The following is a 17,003-nucleotide window of genomic DNA, read 5'->3' on the forward strand; positions in this document are numbered from 1 at the left end:
GTGCTGTGGTTGTCACGCAGTTAGACACTCAGTGCGCCTCGCCCGCGTCGCCCTAGGGGTGGGTTACGCGAGCTACGCGATCTCTAGGCCCGCCTCACTAGTTCAATCGTCATGGGCGCGGCAGACTCGATCTCGATTGTGGCCGCTTCATCTTCCTGAAGGGCGTCAGAGGAAACGTCGACGGGGACTACGACCAGCCTCGTGCGCGGTCGAGGAAGCCGGCCCAGGTCCAGGGGAGGATCGTGACGCAGGACGTCGACGACACGAACGAGCGTCTCGGGGATGCTGACGCTGCACAAGTCACCACGGTTCAGGTACTGAGGGTTCGGCTCGGTGCGAAACAGCGTGTACGACCACTCCCCCGACCCAGGGTCAACGGGAAAAGCCCTTTGCCCGTTCCATCGGAATCGTGAGTCCGGATCGACCTTCCCCCAGGGCCACTCCACAAAAATGTAGGAGCCCCGGACATCGGCAACCCGCGCCCTCGCTGGCGAACAACCCACTCGCAGTACATCGCCCACCTGGTAGACAGGCCGACCGGCTTCGCGCTTCACCACACTGTTCCTCACACGTCTGATCCGTGTCCGAAGGCTACGGCTGGTTGCTGCCTTCTTCTTGTCCTGGATCTTGCCGGAGATCTTGGTGACCTGCGTTTTCGCTGCTCAGGGGCGATGGCCTCGTACGCTTGGCCGTCGTCGTTGGTCGTCATTGGCCGCTGTTGAGCAACGTCGTACAGCCCAGAGACGGCCCAGCTTCAGCCCGCTCGACCGACAGCCGGCACCTTCGACACTCCCCGTCTGAACCTCAGCCGACGACAGCCAGCCACGACAGCGGGCGCGCCGAGCGACCACGCACGCGTATGCCTCGCTCCGCCCCCACGAGCCTCAGCCACGCTGTCGCTGCCGTCGACCAGAGCAAGCCGTGACGGCCGACCCGTGACGACAGGGCCCTCGGCGTGTCGCGGCCCTGCGGGGGCTGCCTGCCCCTCGGGTTGCTGTACCTGGCTGCCGTACCGCGTCTCTCGGCTCTTACCCCTGTTGTCAGTCCCCCTGTTAGCTTGCCTGGCGGGATGAGACCGGTCAGAGAACCTTCGAGGTCCGCGGGCAAGGGGGGTGGGCGCAAAGGTCCCCGGGAGCCACCTCGGGACTATGTTGCAGGCCGCAGACCCCACCCCCCTCATCACCTGGCCAACGCGCCTTTCCAACGGTGTTGGTGGCCTCGTGGACTGCCTCCGGGGTCGTTCACCTGCGTTCATGGGCGGCTGGCGCGGGCGGCAACACCTGCTGACGGTCCCGTGTGAACGGTCCTGAATGGGGCTGAGAGACGGGAACTGAGACGGGCGGCTCTACCCGGCAGGCTGCGGCCCCACGGGAGGAAATGCGTCGACCCACCACCATGCAAGGGAATAGGTTCCGTCTGGTCATGCGTCGCCTAGCGGCCACGCGGAGTGCTGAGGCGGTTTGTACTACTGCCGTAACAACCACTGCCGAACCCCGGCAGGCACGCGCGCCCGGGTGCCGGGGATGGCACTCTTTCCGCCTACGGCCCGTCAGGTCGGGCCAGTCAGAGGGGGAGTCTCTCCACGATGCATCGCATGCGCGCCGCCGCGGCCCTTCTCGCCGCCGCAGGGCTCGTCACCGCCACCCAGCTCGGTCTCGCCGGCACGGCATCGGCCGCGACCCCGGCTACGACGAGCACCGGCTGCCCGGTCAGCCTCGTCTACCCGGCGAGGTTCTACGTCGACTCGCACGGTTGGGTGACCAACGGCGGTCTGTACTTCGGGATCAAGAACAAGAGCACGACCAAGAGCTTCACGAAGGTCACGCTCACCGTCACGGACGTCGCGAACATCCGCTTCGGCACGGCCACGCCCAAGAACGGCCGGGTCACCAACAAGACGTCGAAGACGGTCTCCGTGTACACGGGGACCCTCAAGCCGAGCAGCAGCCTCGGCATGAAGGTACAGACACACCTGCTCAACACCCACAGCTACAAGGTGAAGTTCGCCCTCCACGGCACCGGCTGGACCTGCGCCGTGAACCAGGGCACCTGGGGCGTCTGACCCCAAGTGCCCCCTTCGGTCCGCAGGGCGTCGCGGGGCGCTGTCTATCGGTTCAGGACAGCGCCCCGCGAGGCACAAGGGCTTTGAGGTCTGGCCTCATCTTTATCAGGTCGATCGAGGCGTTCTCTTGACCGTGATGAACGTCCGCTGAACCCTGGTCCGGCTGCCGGTGAGGTCCGGCGTTGATCGGCACTGTACGCCGTTGTTGGTGTCAGCCGCTGGTGTCAGACGGCTTGGGCGCCCTTGACAGTCCGGCTTTCGCCGCCTGCTCACTCCGGGTGTGGCAACTCGTGCGGAAGATCGCAAGCGTCCTGCTCCAGATGCAGGTGACGGAGCTCTCGCAGCTCGGCGACGGGAAAGGGATGCTGCATCCACTTCTTCCGATATCCGGCTTCGCCATGCAAGCGCAGAACATCTTGCGCCGCTTCCGCGACCACGTGAGCGAAGGCGGTGCGCGACTGCTCTGAGCTCCACAAGAGGACGCCGTCGTCGGCCGGGAGGTCGAAGCTCTTGAACATGTCGGGGAATCGGTAGATCCCGATCACGACCTTTGCCCCACGGCTGCTGAGGACCCACCTCACCTCTGCGGGCTCCAGGTCGAACGAGAACCGCTGAGTAGCTTCCGGGCCGTACAACCCGGCAACGCCAACAAGCAGATCGGCAAGAGCGTTGGTGCAGTAGCTCGGATCGCTCTTGTGCTCCGTCCCACCATCGGTGATTCGGTACGTTGCCCAACCTGCTCCGGTCAGACTCCAACTGAACTGAAGATCACTCGACATCTGGCCCCTCCCCTGATCGTCTGCGGAGACCGTACATACCTCCCTGACCCACCACTCTCCCCAGCTCCCATCCCGTCCGCCGTCGACCCACACGCATGTGGAGCGGGCGTGGTTCATGGCGTCCAGGTGGAGCGCGCCACTGTACGAACGACCTGGACGCCATGGGCCGCGTCTGCTCGGCTCTGCCTGGGTCGATGGTGGACGGGATGGGAGCCCCCAACGCTCGCCACGATGGGCCCGCGGCCGGGAACGGCGCCCCCCTCCATCCCGGTGCCGGCCGATCCCCCGCCGGAGGCATCGTTGGTGACCGTGGGCTATGAACGTCGGGTGCTCGACTCATGGCCTCCGGACCTATCCACGTGTGGGCGGGCGTCGGCGCAGCCGGGGCGGAGCGGGCCGAAGGCAGGAGCGGCGCCCGGCGCGGAGGCGGGAGCGCGCCCGGCGGAGCGGAGCGCAGCCGGGTGCTTGATGAAGTAGAGAAAGTTCTATCCCTGGATTCGGCGTTCAACCATGCTGGTCGCCCCCACGGATTTCTCAGCCGCCTTGCTGCTGGCTCATCCACTCTGCGATGGCTTGCTCAAGTTCGGCGAGCTGTTCGGTCGGGCTGAATTGCAGGAGTTCGGTGCCGGCATCGACGTAGGGCCGGTGACCAGGCGGGGCGTAGAACGCATCTCCGGTCTCGTACACCTCCTCGTGGTCGTCAAAGACGAAGCGCACGTGTCCGGCAAAGACGTAGCCCCAGTGAGGGCAGGGGCACTGACTCCCGGGCAGGGCTTTGAGCGGGCCATCGAGGTCGCTGTCCGCGGCGAAAGATACGAACTCGACCGTGTAACCGTCCATGTCCTCGCGCCGGTCGGTCACCGGACCGAACTCCTGTACCCGGGATGCGGTGATTTTGGAGATCTTGGGCATAGTTGAGACGAGACCATAGATCGCGCGCCCCGACCCGCTGGAAGGCCCTTCAGGGTGAATCGGGCTTAGAGCAGCGCGAGATCAGCCTCCCCAGCGCCGGGCCCCACCACCGCTATGCCGCCTGCTTGCCCGGCGCTTGGCCGTGCTCAAGGTAGACCGGAGCGCTCTCGGCGCGGGCCTCGATCGCTGCCAGGATCCGTCGGGCCAGTCGCGGGATCGTGCGATCTGCAATCTCGCACGGGCCAACGAACCTGACGGCTTTCAGCTCGTCCGCCTGGAGGCGGATGCCCTCCGTGGTTTGCTGCGAGAGCTCGCCGCCGTCGAACAGGTACAACACCTTGTCGCCCTCGGTGCCGTTCGGCGCCCAGTCGACAGCCAGGAGGCGTCCGAGCACCGGCGTGACGCCCAACTCCTCGTGCACCTCACGGCCGGCAGCCTGGAGCCGCGATTCACCGGCCTCGACATACCCGCCCGGGATGTCCCAGTAGTCCTTGTACGTGGGCTCCACCATGAGAACGCGGCCATCGGCATCAAGTCCCGCCGCTACTCCACCACCCTCGGCGAACTCCGCCAGGCCCGCGCCGACTTCCGTGCCGCGCAGGAACGCGAAGCCCTCGGCCTCGAGGACCGCGAGCCGGACACCGTCCTCGTCCTCGCCGACTGGCAGTACGCCGGCCACGGCCACACCCCCGGCGAATCCGGCCTTGCCGCCACCATCGCCCGCGACCTCCAGCACAACCGCGAAACCGCCCGCGAAGCCCTACGCGACCAGCTCGCCCTGGAAGGAGCCGCAGCATGAAAGACCGGTACCTCAGCGCCGACCAGGTGGCCGAACTGCTCGGCACCTCGGCGCGCTTCCCCCGGCGCCTGATAGCCGAGCGGCGCATCACCTTCGTCAAGGTCGGCCGTCACGTCCGCATCCCGGAGAGCGCGGTGGACTCGTACATCACGGAGCACAGGGTGGAGCCGATCACCGCGCGTACCTCGCGGCTGAAGGCGGTGGCCTGATGGCGAACTCCAAAGGGCGCCGTCGCCGCTTCGGGTCCGTGCGCGAGCTGCCTTCCGGGCGTTTCCAGGCTCGCTATCGGGGTCCGGACGGTTTGATGCGGACGGCTGACACGACCTTCGCGACGCAGACCGATGCGGATCGCTGGCTGGTCAAGCAGGAGGCCAAGATCCTCGACGGGGACTGGAAGAACCCTGACGTGAAGATCGCGTTCGGTGACTTCGCCGCGTCCTGGTTCAAGGATCGCGACTACGCGGCCACCACGCGGGAGCGCGACGCGGGCGTCCTCAACCGGCACATCCTGCCGACGTTCCGCGCGGTCCCCCTGCGGGAGATCACCACGCCACAGGTGCGGCGCTGGCGTACCGATCTCCTCGACGCGGGCGTCGGGCCGGCCACCGTCTCCAAGGCGTATCAGGTCCTCCGGGCCATCCTGAACACGGCTGTGGATGACGGGCTGATCGAGCGCAATCCGTGCCGGGTCAAGGGCGCGAGCACAGTCACGGACGGGCCGTTCCTCTCTGTACCCGAGGTGTACCGGCTCGCCGACGCGGTCCCGTCGCACTACCGCGTCCTGGTGCTCCTGGCCGCGTTCGCCGCGCTCCGCTTCGGTGAACTGGCGGCACTCCAGCGCCGGGACATCGACCTGGAGACCCGTACCGTCTCCGTTCGCCGCTCGTACTCCGAGACCCGGACGGACGGCCTCACGGTCAAGGCTCCCAAGAGCGCGGCGGGCGTCCGCACCGTGGCGTTCCTGGCCTCGCTCGTGCCCGAGCTGGCGCACCACCTTGCGGAGCACGCGGAAGCCGGCCGCACCGGGCTCGTCTTCGTCGGGGCCCGCGGTGGTGTCCTGCGGCGGAACAACTTCCGGCGGATCTGGCTCCGCACGCTCGCCTCGACCGGGCTCGGTGACGTCCACTTCCACGATCTCCGGCACACCGGGAACGCCCTCGCCGCCACCGGTGGCGCCACCACCCGCGAGCTGATGCAGCGCATGGGCCACCTGTCGGTGCGGGCCGCGCTGGTCTACCAGCACCTCGTCAACGGGCGCGACCACGAGATCGCCGACTACGTGGACGGTCAGATCAGGAAGGTGCGGCGCCCTTCGCGCGGTCCATCTGGCATGTGAGTGGCACGGCAGCCCTCGGCGGTCGGAAACGACAGAGGCCCAGATCACCGGAATCACACCGGCTGATCTGGGCCTTGTTCATGTCCTGAGACTGGTGGGCGCGGACGGTTTCGAACCGCCGACATCCGCCTTGTAAGGGCGGCGCTCTACCGCTGAGCTACGCGCCCAGGACGAGTCGACAGCCTACATTGCCCGGGGGGATGACCCGCAAACCCATATGCGGCGCGTGGTGGCCGGGCGACGGGGTGTCGCCGGGCCGGGCGGCCGGGACGGGGGCGGCGGCGGAAAGATCACGGCGCGAAACGCGAACTGACCGGCCCGTGTGTTCGTCTTCAAGCGGTGGGAGAATGACAGCCGGGCAAGGCGGATGACAGCACAGGAGAGGGACGTGACGGCGATACCTTCACAGCCGTGTTCGCCGTTCGCGGGGCAGGCGGGGCCCGCGCGCCCTCCCGGCGCCCGCCGGGACCTCGCGCCGGTACGGCCGGTGCGCCGCCCTCGTTCGTACGCCGGTGACGTGCTCACGCTCGTCACGCTGCCCCTGCTGGCCGCCCTGGCGCTTCCCGCGGCCTTCGCGGGTGGCGGCACCAGACGCTGGTTCGGCGGGCGGTCCGAGAGCCAGCGGGCCGAGGCCCAGGCCGCCAAGGACGCCGCGGCAGCGGCGTTCTACGAACTCGACACCGCCCAGCGCGACCTGCGCATCTCGATCGAGACCATCACGGCCGTGGACGACTCCCCGGCCGCCCGGCGCGTGGTCTCGGACTTCGCGGCGCTGGGACGGCGGATCGACGAGGCCAGCCAGAAGTACATCACCGCCGTCGACGCGCACGATCTCGACCGGGACGAGCTGGAGGCGTCCGTCGCGGTACGGGCCCGTACGGAACTCGTCGCCGCGAAGGACGAGCTGGCCCGGGTGAAGGCCGACCTGGACCGGTTCGAGCAGAGTCTCGGGCCACTGCTCGGCAAGGCCGAGACCCAGCTGGCCCGCCTGGCGCCTGCGGTGGAGCGCGCCCGGCAGGCACTGCTGGCCGCCTCGAACGCCCTCGATTCCGTACGGCGGTCCGGGCTGCGGGCCGACGACCTCGCCGCCCGGCTCGCCGCGCTCGGCCCCGAGCTGACCAAGCTCAACCAGGGGGCGGGGCAGCACGGCGTGCCGGAGACGCTGGAGCGTGCCGAGCGGGTCTCGCGGGAGGCCGCGGCGGTGCGCTCGGAGGCGGAGCGGCTGCCGGAGCGGGCGGCGGAGATCGACCACCGGCTCGTCTCGCTGCGGACCCGGGCACAGGCGCTGACGACCCGTGCGGGGCAGGTGGAACCGGTGCTGAGCGAGTTGCGGCGGCGATTCTCTGCGGCGTGCTGGCAGGACCTCCAGCACGTACCGGACCAGGCCGCGGAGAACGTACGGCAGGCCGAGGCGAAGCTGAACGAGGCGCGGGCCGCGCGGGAGGCGCAGCGCTGGCCGGACGCGGCCTCGCTGCTGGCGACGGTGCGCGCGCTGCTGAACAGCACGGACGAGGCGGTGTCCGCGGCCGGTGACCGGCTGCGCCGGCTGAACGCCGTGCAGAAGGATCCCCAGCAGGAGATCGACCGGACCCGGTTCGCGATCCGGGACGCGCAGCGGCTGGCCATGTCGGGCCGGACGACGCCCGACCCGCGGCAGGCCGGCCCCCTCGACGACTCCGTCGTCCGGCTCGACCGTGCGGTGGCCGCGCTGGAGGGCCGCCACCCCGACTACTGGCACTTCCTGACCGAGACGGAGGCGGTGCGGGCGACGGTGGCCCGCGTGGTCTCCCAGATCCGCGAGGAGCGCGGCGGCCCGGCCTGAGGGTCCAGGGACGCAAGGTCCGGGAACGCCGGGTCCAGGAACGGCACGTCCGGGAACGGCAGGTCCAGGGACGGCGCGGGCGGGGACAGCGGCAGCGCGGGCGGCCTCGCGGCCTCTCCACGATCCCGCCGCGCCACGCGATCCCGCAATCGTGCGACGCCCCGCGAACCCGCGACGCCCCGCCATCCCGCGACGCCCCACGGCCCTCGTGGGACTCGCCGCTCCCGGTGAGGAGGAACCGGACCGGTGCCTCCGGTGGCGTCCGGTGTCCTGACGGGGCGACGAAACACTTCGGCCGCCGGATCCCGGCGGTAGCCTGTGCGCATGCCTCGCTATGAATACCGCTGCCGGACCTGCGGTGACACCTTCGAACTGAGCCGTCCCATGGCGGAGTCCTCGGCTCCGGCGGACTGTCCCGCCGGGCACGACGACACGGTGAAGCTCCTGTCGACCGTCGCGGTCGCCACCGGCGCGTCGGCGTCCGCACCCGCCCCGCGCCCGTCCGCCGGCGGCGGAGGCGGGTGCTGCGGGGGCGGATGCTGCGGCTGACCGGCCAGGAGCTTCCGGGAGGTCCCGGGGTTCACCTCGCCCGCGCCCTCCCTCCGGCCCGGACGTCTCGTCCGGCCCGGACGTCTCGTCCGGCCCGGACGTCTCGCCCGGGCCGGACGGCCGTGTCGCTCCCAGCCCGCGGGCGACACCGACAGGTCGGGGCCCCGATCAGGCCGCGCCCTGGCGGTCGCAGGCGCTCACGAACTCGCGCAGGATCCGCTCCCCCGCCAGGACACCCCGCTCGGGCAGCGCGGTGATCGCCGGTGCCGTCCAGTCCGCCTCGGCGAGTTCGCCGTGGCCCGGACGCCAGCCGCGGTCGGCGGCGAGCAGCAGGTCGCCGTCGAGCAGCGAGTCCCCCGCCGCGAGGGTGAGGAGGGCCCCGGTGCGCCGGGCGACCTCGCGCACGGCCGCGCTCTTGGTGAGCGGCCGCGGCACGGCGTAGATCTTGCGGCCCTGCAACGAGACCGTGTAGCCGCGGTTCTCCGCCCACACGGCCAGGTCCTTGACCCACTCCTCGGGGAGCAGTTCCCGCTCCACCACCAGATAGGCGAACAGGTCCTCGGCGATCCGGTGTTTGCGCAGCCAGGCCGGGTCCGCAGTCCTCTCCAGATGCTCGCGCACCTCGTCGAGCGGCGCGCACTCGGAGGAGAGCCGCTCCTTGACGGCCGCGTGCCAGTCGGGGTCGGAGACACCGTCGACGAGCAGATGACCGCCGTTGGCGCAGATCGCGTACTCGGGGGCGGGACCGGGCAGGTTGATGCGCTGGTACTGCTTGCGGGTGCGGGTCGTGGTGGGCACGAAGTACGCGATGTCGCCGAGTTCGGTGAGCAGCCCGGCGGCCGTCTCCGTCATGTACGACAGGGGTTTGTTCTCGTGCACCTCGACGCACAGCAGCCGGGGCGCGCGGGCGTCCGGCATGGTGAGCGCGAGGGCGGCGGAGGAGTAGATGAGGGTACGGTCGAGGTCGCTGGCGACGAGCACCTTGGGCGCGGACATCAGAGGGTCACCGCCTTGCCGTCGGCACCGGTCGCGCCGCGCGTGTACTTCGGGTGGATCAACCCCACGCAGGTGTAAGGGAGTTCCTCGACCTCCTCGACGGGTACCCCGCGCTGTCCGGCGAGCAGCCGGACGTGGTCGAGGTCGGCGCCCGCTCCGGCGCGCGCGAGGATCTTCCAGGGGACCCGGCGCAGCAGCACCCGGGTGGTCTCGCCGACGCCCGGCTTGACGAGGTTCACGTCGTGGATCTCGTACTCCTCGCTGATGCGCTCGACCGCGGCCCAGCCCTCCCAGGTGGGGGTGCGGTCGGCGGCGAGGAGTTCCTTCGCCCGGTCGCGGGCGGATTCGGCGACGTCGGGGAAGTGGGCGGCGACGGCGTCGAGGAACTCGACGGAGACGTCGGAGCCGGCGAGCTCGCGGTAGAACTTCGCGCCGTGGAAGTCGTGTTCGCCGACCAGGTCGGCGCGCAGGACGGTGCGTGAGATCAGTCCGGAGACGGTCGAGTTGAGGCAGGCGGAGGGGATGAGGAAGTCCTCGCGGGTGCCGTACGTGCGCACGCAGGAGCCCGGGTCGGCGAGCACCGCTATCTCCGGGTCGAAGCCGGTGATGCCCTCGGCCTCCTCGAACTCCTCGATGGCGTCGGCGAGTTCGCGGGTGATGGCGCCCTTGCCCGTCCAGCCGTCGACGAAGACGACGTCGGCCGGGTCGTGGTGGGCGGCCAGCCAGCGCAGCGCGTTGGCGTCGATGCCCCGGCCGCGGACGATGGAGACGGCGTAGTGCGGCAGGTCCAGGCCGTGCTGGTGCTGGGCCCAGCGGCGCATCAGGACACCGACCGGGGTGCCGGCGCGGGCCAGGGACACCAGGACGGGGCGCGGGGAGCGGTCGGCGAGCACGAGTTCGGTCACGGCGCCGACGGCCTCGGCGATCCGGGCGGCGGAGGCGGTGAGGGCGGCCTGGAAGAGCTCCTGGTACTCGGGGCTCGGCTGGTACTCGACCGGCAGCGACTCGGCGTAGTGGGCTCCGCCGCTCTGGATGGCCTCCTCGCGCTCCTCGGTGGGCGCCTCCAGCGTCACGTCCGACAAGTCCCGCAGCAGCCAGCCGACTTCGTCGGGGGCGTACGAGGAGAAGGCGGGGCCGCGGAGGGGCTCGGGCAGCATGGAGGGCCTTTCGGTGGACGGCCGTGCGGGCGCGTACGAGGGCACGACGGCGAGCAGGACGTGCGGGGTGTGTGCCGCCAACTGTGCCAACAGGCCGTCGGGAGCGTGCAGTTCGGGGGTGTCGGCGGTGGAGTCGACCACCGCGACGACGGCGTCGAAGCCGGCGCCCGCGACGTTGTAGGCGTAGCGCTCCCCCGGCCCGTCGTCCGGGTCGTCGTGGGCGGGGAAGGCGATGCGGCTGCGGATGGCGTAGCCGGGGTCGTCGAGGGCGAGCACCGGGGAGCGGGTGGTGGTGGAGAAGCGCACCTCGGCGGGGAGCGTCCGCTCCAGTTCGTGGGCCAGGCGCAGCGGCGCGTACATCAGTTCCTCGAAGCCGAGGACCAGGACGCGCTCCGCGCCGTCGGGCAGGGCGTCGGCGAGCCGTGCCGCCATGGCGGGCAGGGCCGCCTCCAGGCGTATTCGGTGTCCGGGTGTGAACCCGTGCCGTCCGCCGTCGGGGAGGCCGTGCGGCCAGCCGAGGCCGACGCGGACGGCCGGGGCGGCGGAGTCGGCGGCGGGAGCTGCCGGTTCGCGCTGGTCGCCCTCTTCGTGCCGGGCGGGCTGCTCGTAGCGGGCGACCAGGGCCGTTCCCCTGGCCAGGACGTCCTCGGGCAGGCGCACCGTGCCCGAGGCGGCCGCGACCAGGTCCACCCGGGCGCCGATGTCCCCGGCGAACTTCTCGAAGCGCGCGTGGTCGGCCGGTGAGCGCATGTCGACCAGTGCCACGACGACGTACCGCTCGCGCGGATAGCGCCGGTGCAGGTCGCGGATCGTGTTGAGGACGGTGTTGCCGGTGGAGAACTCGTCGTCGACGAGGACCAGCGGACCGGAGCCCGCGAGCAGTCCCGGGTCCTCGGGAAGCAGGAGGTGCGAGGTGGCGTGCGAGTGGGACTCCTCGAAGCCGCCCGCCTGGCGGACCCCGCGGACCGGGCGGCGCGTGGAGTGGAGGTAGGGCGCTACGCCGATCCCGTCCGCGACCGAGTGGCCGAGCCCGGTGGCCGTCTCGGCGTACCCGAGGACGACGGCCGCGCGGGCGTCCTCGGTGCCCAGCAGCTCACGCACCCGCCGCCCGAGCTCGACGCCGTACCCGTGGATCACGGCCGGAGACTGCGGCACGTGCTTGCCCAGGACGTTCGAGACGAGCAGGTGGGCCCGCTTGGGGTTGCGCCGCAGCGCGAGCCCGAGCAGGCCGCTCAGGCCCTCGTCGCCGACGAGCTCGACACCGAGCCGCTCGGCGACCCAGGTCCCCGTCCACACCGCGTCCCGCGGGGCGCCGGCGCGGTCCGGGCCGCTGCCGCCGTCCGGGCCGCTGCCGGGGTGGTTAGGGTCGTGTGCTGGGGTGTTCATCTGTTCCTTGCTGTCGGGGGTGCGCTTCGCTCGGCCGGGCCCGCTCACGCCAGGATTCCGGCGGTGAGCAGCTCGACGAAGCCGATGTCCTCGTGGGCGACCCCGAAGACCTCGGCGCGCAGCAGGGTGCGCTCGGCCCAGGCGCGATGCGGCTTCACCTCGTTCATTTTGTTCGTGTACGCCGATCTCAGTACACCCCCACCGCCGCGCTCCGGCCTGAGGATGTCCTGGGCGTCGCTGTATTCCTCGTGGCTGACCACGGACAGCGCGTGGACGGGCGGCACGTGCGAGGGGTGGATACAGGTCTTGCCCATGAGCCCGTTGGCCTGGTCGAGCGCGATCTCGCGCAGCAGGCCGTCCATGGCGTGTTCGAGCAGCTTCTCGCGCAGTTTCTCCGCCTCGCCCTCGAGGAAGGGGCTGCGGCGCAGCTGGGGCTTGAACATGCGCTCCTGGACGCGGAAGTACTCCCAGACGGGCCCGGTGACGGTGAAGCCGGTGCCGTCGGCCCGGCCCAGCATGTTCACCACGTCGGCGATCACGGAGGCGACCACCTGGACGTCGTAGGCGGTCATGTCGGGGGCGCGGCGCAGCCCGTACGAGGAGCAGAAGTCGGTGACGCCGAGGCGCAGCGCGAGGACGCGGTCGCGGTACTTGTCGACGGCGCGGGAGATGCCCTCCAGGGTCTCCACGCGCGATTCGCGGTAGAGCAGCTCGGGCGACTCCAGGACGGGCATGGCGAAGAGCCTGCGGCCGCTCTCCGCCTCGGCGGTGGTGAGGGCCTCCAGGAACGGCGTGCCGCGTTCCTCGGTGAATTTCGGCATGACGAATCCGGACAGCAGCCGGACGGCGGGGCCCAGGCGCCGTACGAGGTCGGGGATCTGTTCGGGGAAGCGGACCCGTACGAACAGCAGGGGCAGTTCGCCGGTGTCGGGGCGGGCCGCGAGGTCCTCGAACTGGCGGACCAGGTTCTCCTCGGCGCCCACGACCTCGGAGTCGTCGATGGAGTCCTCCAGGCACAGGACCATCGAGACCACACCGCGTGTGGTCTGTTTGACGATGTCGTCGGCCAGGGTGGGCCGGGTGGCCGGGCTGTAGAGCGTCGCCCCGAGGGCCGCGGCCAGCACTCTGGCCGGAGAGTCGGACGTGAAGACGCCGGGCTCCCGGTGGAAGAGGCGCTGCCGCTCCTCAGGGGTGACGTGACCGAAATGACGCATGGGACTCCCCCGCGGCGGCTAGGTGGCCGAATGTGATGTGGCCGGTAATAGTACGTACGGATTCATGTCTGGGATTCCCACCGGGCGTGAAGTTCAGGTAACTCCGCCATGTCCATCACCGGCCGGTTCCGGAACGACCCCACATTGTCGTGACCAGGACCGACAGGGCAGGATGACGGCATGACGCACGCGATGCTGAAAGGGTCGAACGTCCCGCTGGACGCCACAGCGGTGCGCGCCGTCCTGCGCTGGACGCCCGGTCAGGGTGTCCCCGATGTCGATGCCTCCGCGCTGCTCCTCGGCCCCGACGGTCGTGTGCGATCCGACGAGGACTTCGTCTTCTACAACCAGCCCCGCCATCCGTCGGGCAAGGTGTGGCGGCTCGGCAAGAAGCGCGGCGCCGAGGGCCTCACCGACACGATCCAGACGGATCTGACGGGTGTCGAGTCCGGCGTGGGACAGATTCTCCTGGTCGCATCGGCCGACGACGTCACCTTCGATCACGTACGCGATCTGCGCATTCTGCTGTACGACGCGGCCGTCGCGGACGGTGAACCTCTGGCGTACTTCGACATCAAGCCGGAGACCGGTGCGGAGACCGCGCTGATCTGTGGCGAGCTGTACCGGCGCGGTGACGGCTGGAAGTTCCGGGCGCTCGGCGAGGGCTACTCCAACGGGCTGGTGGGCCTCGCGACCGATTTCGGGATCTCGGTGGACGAGTCCGAGGCCGGCGGCGTGCCGGCTTCGGGTGCCGCGCCCGAGCAGGGCGCCTGGGCCGCGCCGGCCACGGCTCCCGAGACCTCGATGCCGCTGCCGCCCGAGCACTCCGCCCCGGTCACGCAGCAGGCCCCCGTGCCGCAGCAGCCCGCCTACGGCTACCCGGGGCCCGCGGCGGCCGCGACGGGCCCCGCGTACGGGTACCCGCAGCCCGCCGGACGGCAGGCGGATCCTTCCGCCTACGGCTACCCGCAGCCGCAGAGCGCGCCGGCCACGCAGCCCGCGTACGGCTTCCCGCAGGCGGTCGGTGCCGGACCTGACCCGGACTTCCGGCTGCCGCCGCAGGGACCGCAGTTCATCGGCCGCTGAGGCAGGTGGGGCCGGTTGGGCCGAAGGCTCCGCCGGGGGCCGCGAGGCAGGTGAAACCAGCAGGGCCGAAGGGGCCTGTGGGGGCGCCGAGGCCCGTGGTTCCGGTAAGGGTGCGTGCCGGCGGCCGGCCGGGCCCGGGCGGGCGCTAACGGTCGGCCTTCGACTTGTATCCGCGGCCCCACTGGAGCCCCCAGCCGTAGAGCCGGTCGAGTTCGGCCTGGAAGCCGTACACGAACCGGACCTCGCGGCGCACGGTCACCTCGCCCTTGTTGCACTCGATCATGACGACGGCGCAGGAACGGGCCTGCGGATGGCGTTCCTCCAGGCCGATCTCGATACGCGGGCCGTTGCTCGGGTAGAGCGTGATGATGGCGTGCGTACGGTCGAAGGCCGGGGTCTTGTCGTAGATGTAGACGAAGACCAGCAGGCGTTTGATGTCGTCGCGGTGGTCGAGGTTGACGTAGGCCGTCTCGCCCGATCCGGAGCCGAAGCGGTCGTCGCCGCTGAGCTTGACGAACGGCGGGGCGTTGAGCTCCCCGAAGAAGCTGCCGAGCGGCTGGACGACGCCCTTGGTGCCATCGGTCAGCTCGTACATGACACCGAGGTCGAGGTCGACGTTGACCATGCTCTGGGTGTGCGCCTGGACCACTTCCGGCTTGAAGGTCCGGAAAGGATGGCGCAGCAGGCTGCCGCGCTGCGGGCCCCCGATGTCGGAGGTGCGCATCCGCCAGGACAGGTTGATGCGCAGGTTGCCGCTGGCCGCGCCCTGCTTGGTGAGCGAGACCGTGTGGTTGCGCTTGTTCATTTCGATGGAGTTGGACGCGGCACTGCCGGAGTCGAAATCCGCCGAGCGGCCGCGCCACAGGTCCTGCCAGATGCCCATTCGGCCCCCCACGTCCGTCGGTATGCGGCGGGGCGGCCGCCGGAGGACTCGTCCTCTGCGACCGCCCCGCTCAGAGCGTTCCTCAGCCGGAGGGGTGTCACACCCCGGACGAGACCTCAGCCTTCTCGTCCGAGGCCGGGGCTTTTCCCTCGGCCTCGGCGAGGGTCTTGTTGCGGCGCACGGACGACCAGAAGGACAGGGCGATCAGGACGACGCCGACGAGTCCGGTGATGACCTCGTTGATCTCGTACTGGATGGTGACCATGAGGATCACGGCCAGGGCGCCGATCGCGTAGTGGGCGCCGTGCTCCAGGTAGACGTAGTCGTCGAGGGTGCCCTGGCGGACCAGGTAGACGGTGAGCGAGCGGACGTACATGGCGCCGATGCCCAGGCCGAGCGCCATCAGCACGATGTCGTTGGTGATGGCGAAGGCGCCGATGACGCCGTCGAAGGAGAACGAGGCGTCCAGGACCTCCAGGTAGAGGAACATGAAGAACGCGGCCTGGCCGGCGAGGACGACGGCGGGCTTCTTCTTGCCGGTGCGCTCGGCCTCCTCCTCGGCCTCGTGCTCCCGCTCCTCGTCCTCCTCCAGCCTGTCCTCGAAGTAGCCGGAGAGTCCGCCGACGATCATGTACGTGATCAGACCGGCGATGCCGGAGACCAGGACCGTCTGCGCCTTGTCGACGTGGCCGCCGCCGTGCTGGTGGGCGTGGACCGCGAAGGTCATGGAGGTGACGAGCAGGACGATCAGGGCGACGCAGACGGACAGCATGTCGACCTTGCCGAGCTTGGCCAGCGGCCGCTCGATCCAGCGCAGCCACTGGATGTCCCGGTCCTCGAAGATGAAGTCGAGGAAGATCATGAGCAGGAACATGCCACCGAAGGCGGCGATCGACGGGTGGGCGTCGGTCACCAGCTGCTGGTACTTGTCCTTGTCGTTCAGCGCGAGATCGACCGCGTCGATCGGGCCGATCTTGGCGCTGATGGCGACGATCACGACGGGGAAGACCAGGCGCATGCCGAAGACGGCGATCAGCACACCCACCGTGAGGAAGATCTTCTGCCAGAAGGCATTCATCTTCTTCAGGATTCCGGCGTTGACCACCGCGTTGTCGAAGGACAGCGAGATCTCCAGGACGGCCAGGATCGCCACGATGCCGAAGGCGGTCCACCCCCCGTAGACGGCCGCCGCGGCCAGACCGAGCGCGGTGATCGCGAACGACCAGCCGAAGGTTTTCAGAAGCACTGGCTACCCAATCATCGTGTGGTGGGGGCACCCCCAAGCGCAGGCCCGGGGGGTGTGCAACCCCCGTGCCGTACTCGGCTTTACCTACTGTTGACCACGAAGTCTAAGGGGCCGCCTTCGGCTGATACAGGTGGGTCTAGGAAACATTGACCCCGAAGTCGAGTGCGATGCCCCGCAGACCTGATGCGTACCCCTGGCCGACCGCGCGGAACTTCCATTCGCTGTTGTAGCGGTAGACCTCGCCGAAGATCATCGCCGTTTCGGTGGAGGCATCCTCGGAAAGGTCGTAACGGGCGAGTTCCTGGCCGTCGGCCTGGTTGACGACCCGGATGAACGCGTTGCTGACCTGGCCGAAGGTCTGGCCGCGGTTGTCCGCGTCATGGATGGAGACCGGGAAGACGATCTTGTCGACGACGGCGGGGACCTTGGCGAGGTCGATCAGGATCGACTCGTCGTCGCCCTCACCCTCACCGGTGAGGTTGTCGCCGGTGTGTTCGACGGAGCCGTCCGGGCTCTTGAGCTGGTTGTAGAAGATGAACCACTCGTCCCCGAGGACCCGGCCGCCGCTGCACAGCAGCGCGCTGGCGTCGAGGTCGAAGTCGGCTCCGGTGGTGGAGCGCGCGTCCCATCCGAGCCCGATCATCACATTCGTGAGGTTCGGTGCGGCCTTCGAGAGGGAGACATTGCCCCCCTTGGCGAGCGTGACGCCCATGATGCTGGTCCTCCCCGAGGTTCGATCTTCACTTGGTGCGGCCGGTCCGGTGCCGCACCGAGGC

At 69.9% G+C, this 17,003-nt stretch carries 15 protein-coding genes, 1 tRNA gene and 1 pseudogene; 7 read left to right on the forward strand and 10 right to left on the reverse strand.

Annotation, left to right across the window (positions count from 1 at the left end; genetic code table 11):
* Window positions 1-1,594 precede the first annotated feature (1,594 nt).
* Window positions 1,595-2,062 (forward strand): hypothetical protein, encoded by a 468-nt coding sequence (locus WJM95_RS09440; RefSeq protein WP_339129135.1) that lies wholly within the window; start codon window positions 1,595-1,597, stop codon window positions 2,060-2,062.
* Between the two features lie 269 nt (window positions 2,063-2,331).
* On the opposite strand, the gene WJM95_RS09445 is transcribed toward WJM95_RS09440, so the two are convergent.
* The 3 genes from WJM95_RS09445 to WJM95_RS09455 all read right to left on the reverse strand — a co-directional run bounded on the left by WJM95_RS09445 (window position 2,332) and on the right by WJM95_RS09455 (window position 4,354).
* Window positions 2,332-2,841, reverse strand: coding sequence for a hypothetical protein (locus tag WJM95_RS09445; RefSeq protein WP_339129136.1), 510 nt, complete (start codon window positions 2,839-2,841; stop codon window positions 2,332-2,334).
* Window positions 2,842-3,375: 534 nt separating this feature from the next.
* Window positions 3,376-3,753, reverse strand: coding sequence for a hypothetical protein (locus tag WJM95_RS09450; protein ID WP_339129137.1), 378 nt, complete (start codon window positions 3,751-3,753; stop codon window positions 3,376-3,378).
* A gap of 112 nt (window positions 3,754-3,865) precedes the next feature.
* Entirely contained in the window at window positions 3,866-4,354 is a 489-nt protein-coding gene (locus WJM95_RS09455; RefSeq protein ID WP_339135440.1) for an NUDIX hydrolase, read from the reverse strand.
* Between WJM95_RS09455 and WJM95_RS09460 the strand changes: the two are divergent.
* The 3 genes and pseudogenes from WJM95_RS09460 to WJM95_RS09470 all read left to right on the forward strand — a co-directional run.
* A pseudogene (locus WJM95_RS09460) lies at window positions 4,286-4,552 on the forward strand (replication initiator); the annotation flags it as partial. The gene WJM95_RS09455 and the pseudogene WJM95_RS09460 overlap by 69 nt on opposite strands.
* Window positions 4,549-4,761, forward strand: coding sequence for an excisionase family DNA-binding protein (locus WJM95_RS09465; RefSeq protein ID WP_339129138.1), 213 nt, complete (start codon window positions 4,549-4,551; stop codon window positions 4,759-4,761). The pseudogene WJM95_RS09460 and the gene WJM95_RS09465, both read left to right, overlap by 4 nt.
* Window positions 4,762-4,856: 95 nt before the next feature.
* A complete protein-coding gene (locus WJM95_RS09470) occupies window positions 4,857-5,888 on the forward strand; it encodes a tyrosine-type recombinase/integrase (RefSeq protein ID WP_339129139.1) in 1,032 nt (343 codons plus the stop codon).
* Between the two features lie 92 nt (window positions 5,889-5,980).
* Here the strand turns inward: WJM95_RS09470 and WJM95_RS09475 are convergent.
* Window positions 5,981-6,055 (reverse strand) — tRNA-Val (locus tag WJM95_RS09475).
* Window positions 6,056-6,255: 200 nt separating this feature from the next.
* Between WJM95_RS09475 and WJM95_RS09480 the strand changes: the two genes are divergently transcribed.
* Together WJM95_RS09480 and WJM95_RS09485 are read left to right on the forward strand one after the other, a co-directional pair.
* Window positions 6,256-7,710: a hypothetical protein gene (locus WJM95_RS09480; protein WP_339129140.1), complete on the forward strand. Its 1,455-nt coding sequence runs from the start codon at window positions 6,256-6,258 to the stop codon at window positions 7,708-7,710.
* Between the two features lie 324 nt (window positions 7,711-8,034).
* Window positions 8,035-8,259, forward strand: a complete 225-nt coding sequence (locus tag WJM95_RS09485) for a zinc ribbon domain-containing protein (RefSeq protein ID WP_339129141.1) — start codon at window positions 8,035-8,037, stop codon at window positions 8,257-8,259.
* A gap of 168 nt (window positions 8,260-8,427) precedes the next feature.
* On the opposite strand, the gene WJM95_RS09490 is transcribed toward WJM95_RS09485, so the two are convergent.
* From WJM95_RS09490 to WJM95_RS09500, 3 genes are read right to left on the reverse strand one after another with little or no spacing between them, the layout of a single operon-like run.
* Complete coding sequence (locus WJM95_RS09490; protein WP_339129142.1) at window positions 8,428-9,255, reverse strand: HAD family hydrolase; 828 nt, start codon at window positions 9,253-9,255, stop codon at window positions 8,428-8,430.
* Entirely contained in the window at window positions 9,255-11,798 is a 2,544-nt protein-coding gene (locus WJM95_RS09495; RefSeq protein WP_339129143.1) for a phosphoribosyltransferase, read from the reverse strand. The genes WJM95_RS09490 and WJM95_RS09495 overlap by 1 nt, the downstream gene beginning before the upstream one ends.
* Before the next feature lie 44 nt (window positions 11,799-11,842).
* Window positions 11,843-13,012 (reverse strand): HpcH/HpaI aldolase/citrate lyase family protein, encoded by a 1,170-nt coding sequence (locus WJM95_RS09500; RefSeq protein ID WP_339129144.1) that lies wholly within the window; start codon window positions 13,010-13,012, stop codon window positions 11,843-11,845.
* A 180-nt stretch (window positions 13,013-13,192) separates the two neighbouring features.
* On the opposite strand from WJM95_RS09500, the gene WJM95_RS09505 reads away from it, so the two are divergent.
* Window positions 13,193-14,098 (forward strand): TerD family protein, encoded by a 906-nt coding sequence (locus WJM95_RS09505; protein WP_339129145.1) that lies wholly within the window; start codon window positions 13,193-13,195, stop codon window positions 14,096-14,098.
* Window positions 14,099-14,243: 145 nt separating this feature from the next.
* Here the strand turns inward: WJM95_RS09505 and WJM95_RS09510 are convergent, their stop codons facing one another.
* The 3 genes from WJM95_RS09510 to WJM95_RS09520 all read right to left on the reverse strand — a co-directional run bounded on the left by WJM95_RS09510 (window position 14,244) and on the right by WJM95_RS09520 (window position 16,939).
* Window positions 14,244-14,981 (reverse strand): Tellurium resistance, encoded by a 738-nt coding sequence (locus tag WJM95_RS09510; RefSeq protein ID WP_339129146.1) that lies wholly within the window; start codon window positions 14,979-14,981, stop codon window positions 14,244-14,246.
* A gap of 97 nt (window positions 14,982-15,078) precedes the next feature.
* The gene (locus WJM95_RS09515) at window positions 15,079-16,227 is read right to left on the reverse strand and encodes a DUF475 domain-containing protein (protein WP_339129147.1); all 1,149 of its coding nucleotides are present in this window, start codon (window positions 16,225-16,227) and stop codon (window positions 15,079-15,081) included.
* 136 nt (window positions 16,228-16,363) lie between these two features.
* A complete protein-coding gene (locus WJM95_RS09520) occupies window positions 16,364-16,939 on the reverse strand; it encodes a TerD family protein (RefSeq protein ID WP_339129148.1) in 576 nt (191 codons plus the stop codon).
* Between the last annotated feature and the right edge of the window lie 64 nt (window positions 16,940-17,003).

It is taken from the genome of Streptomyces sp. f51 (genome assembly GCF_037940415.1).
Taxonomy (GTDB): Bacteria; Actinomycetota; Actinomycetes; order Streptomycetales; family Streptomycetaceae; genus Streptomyces.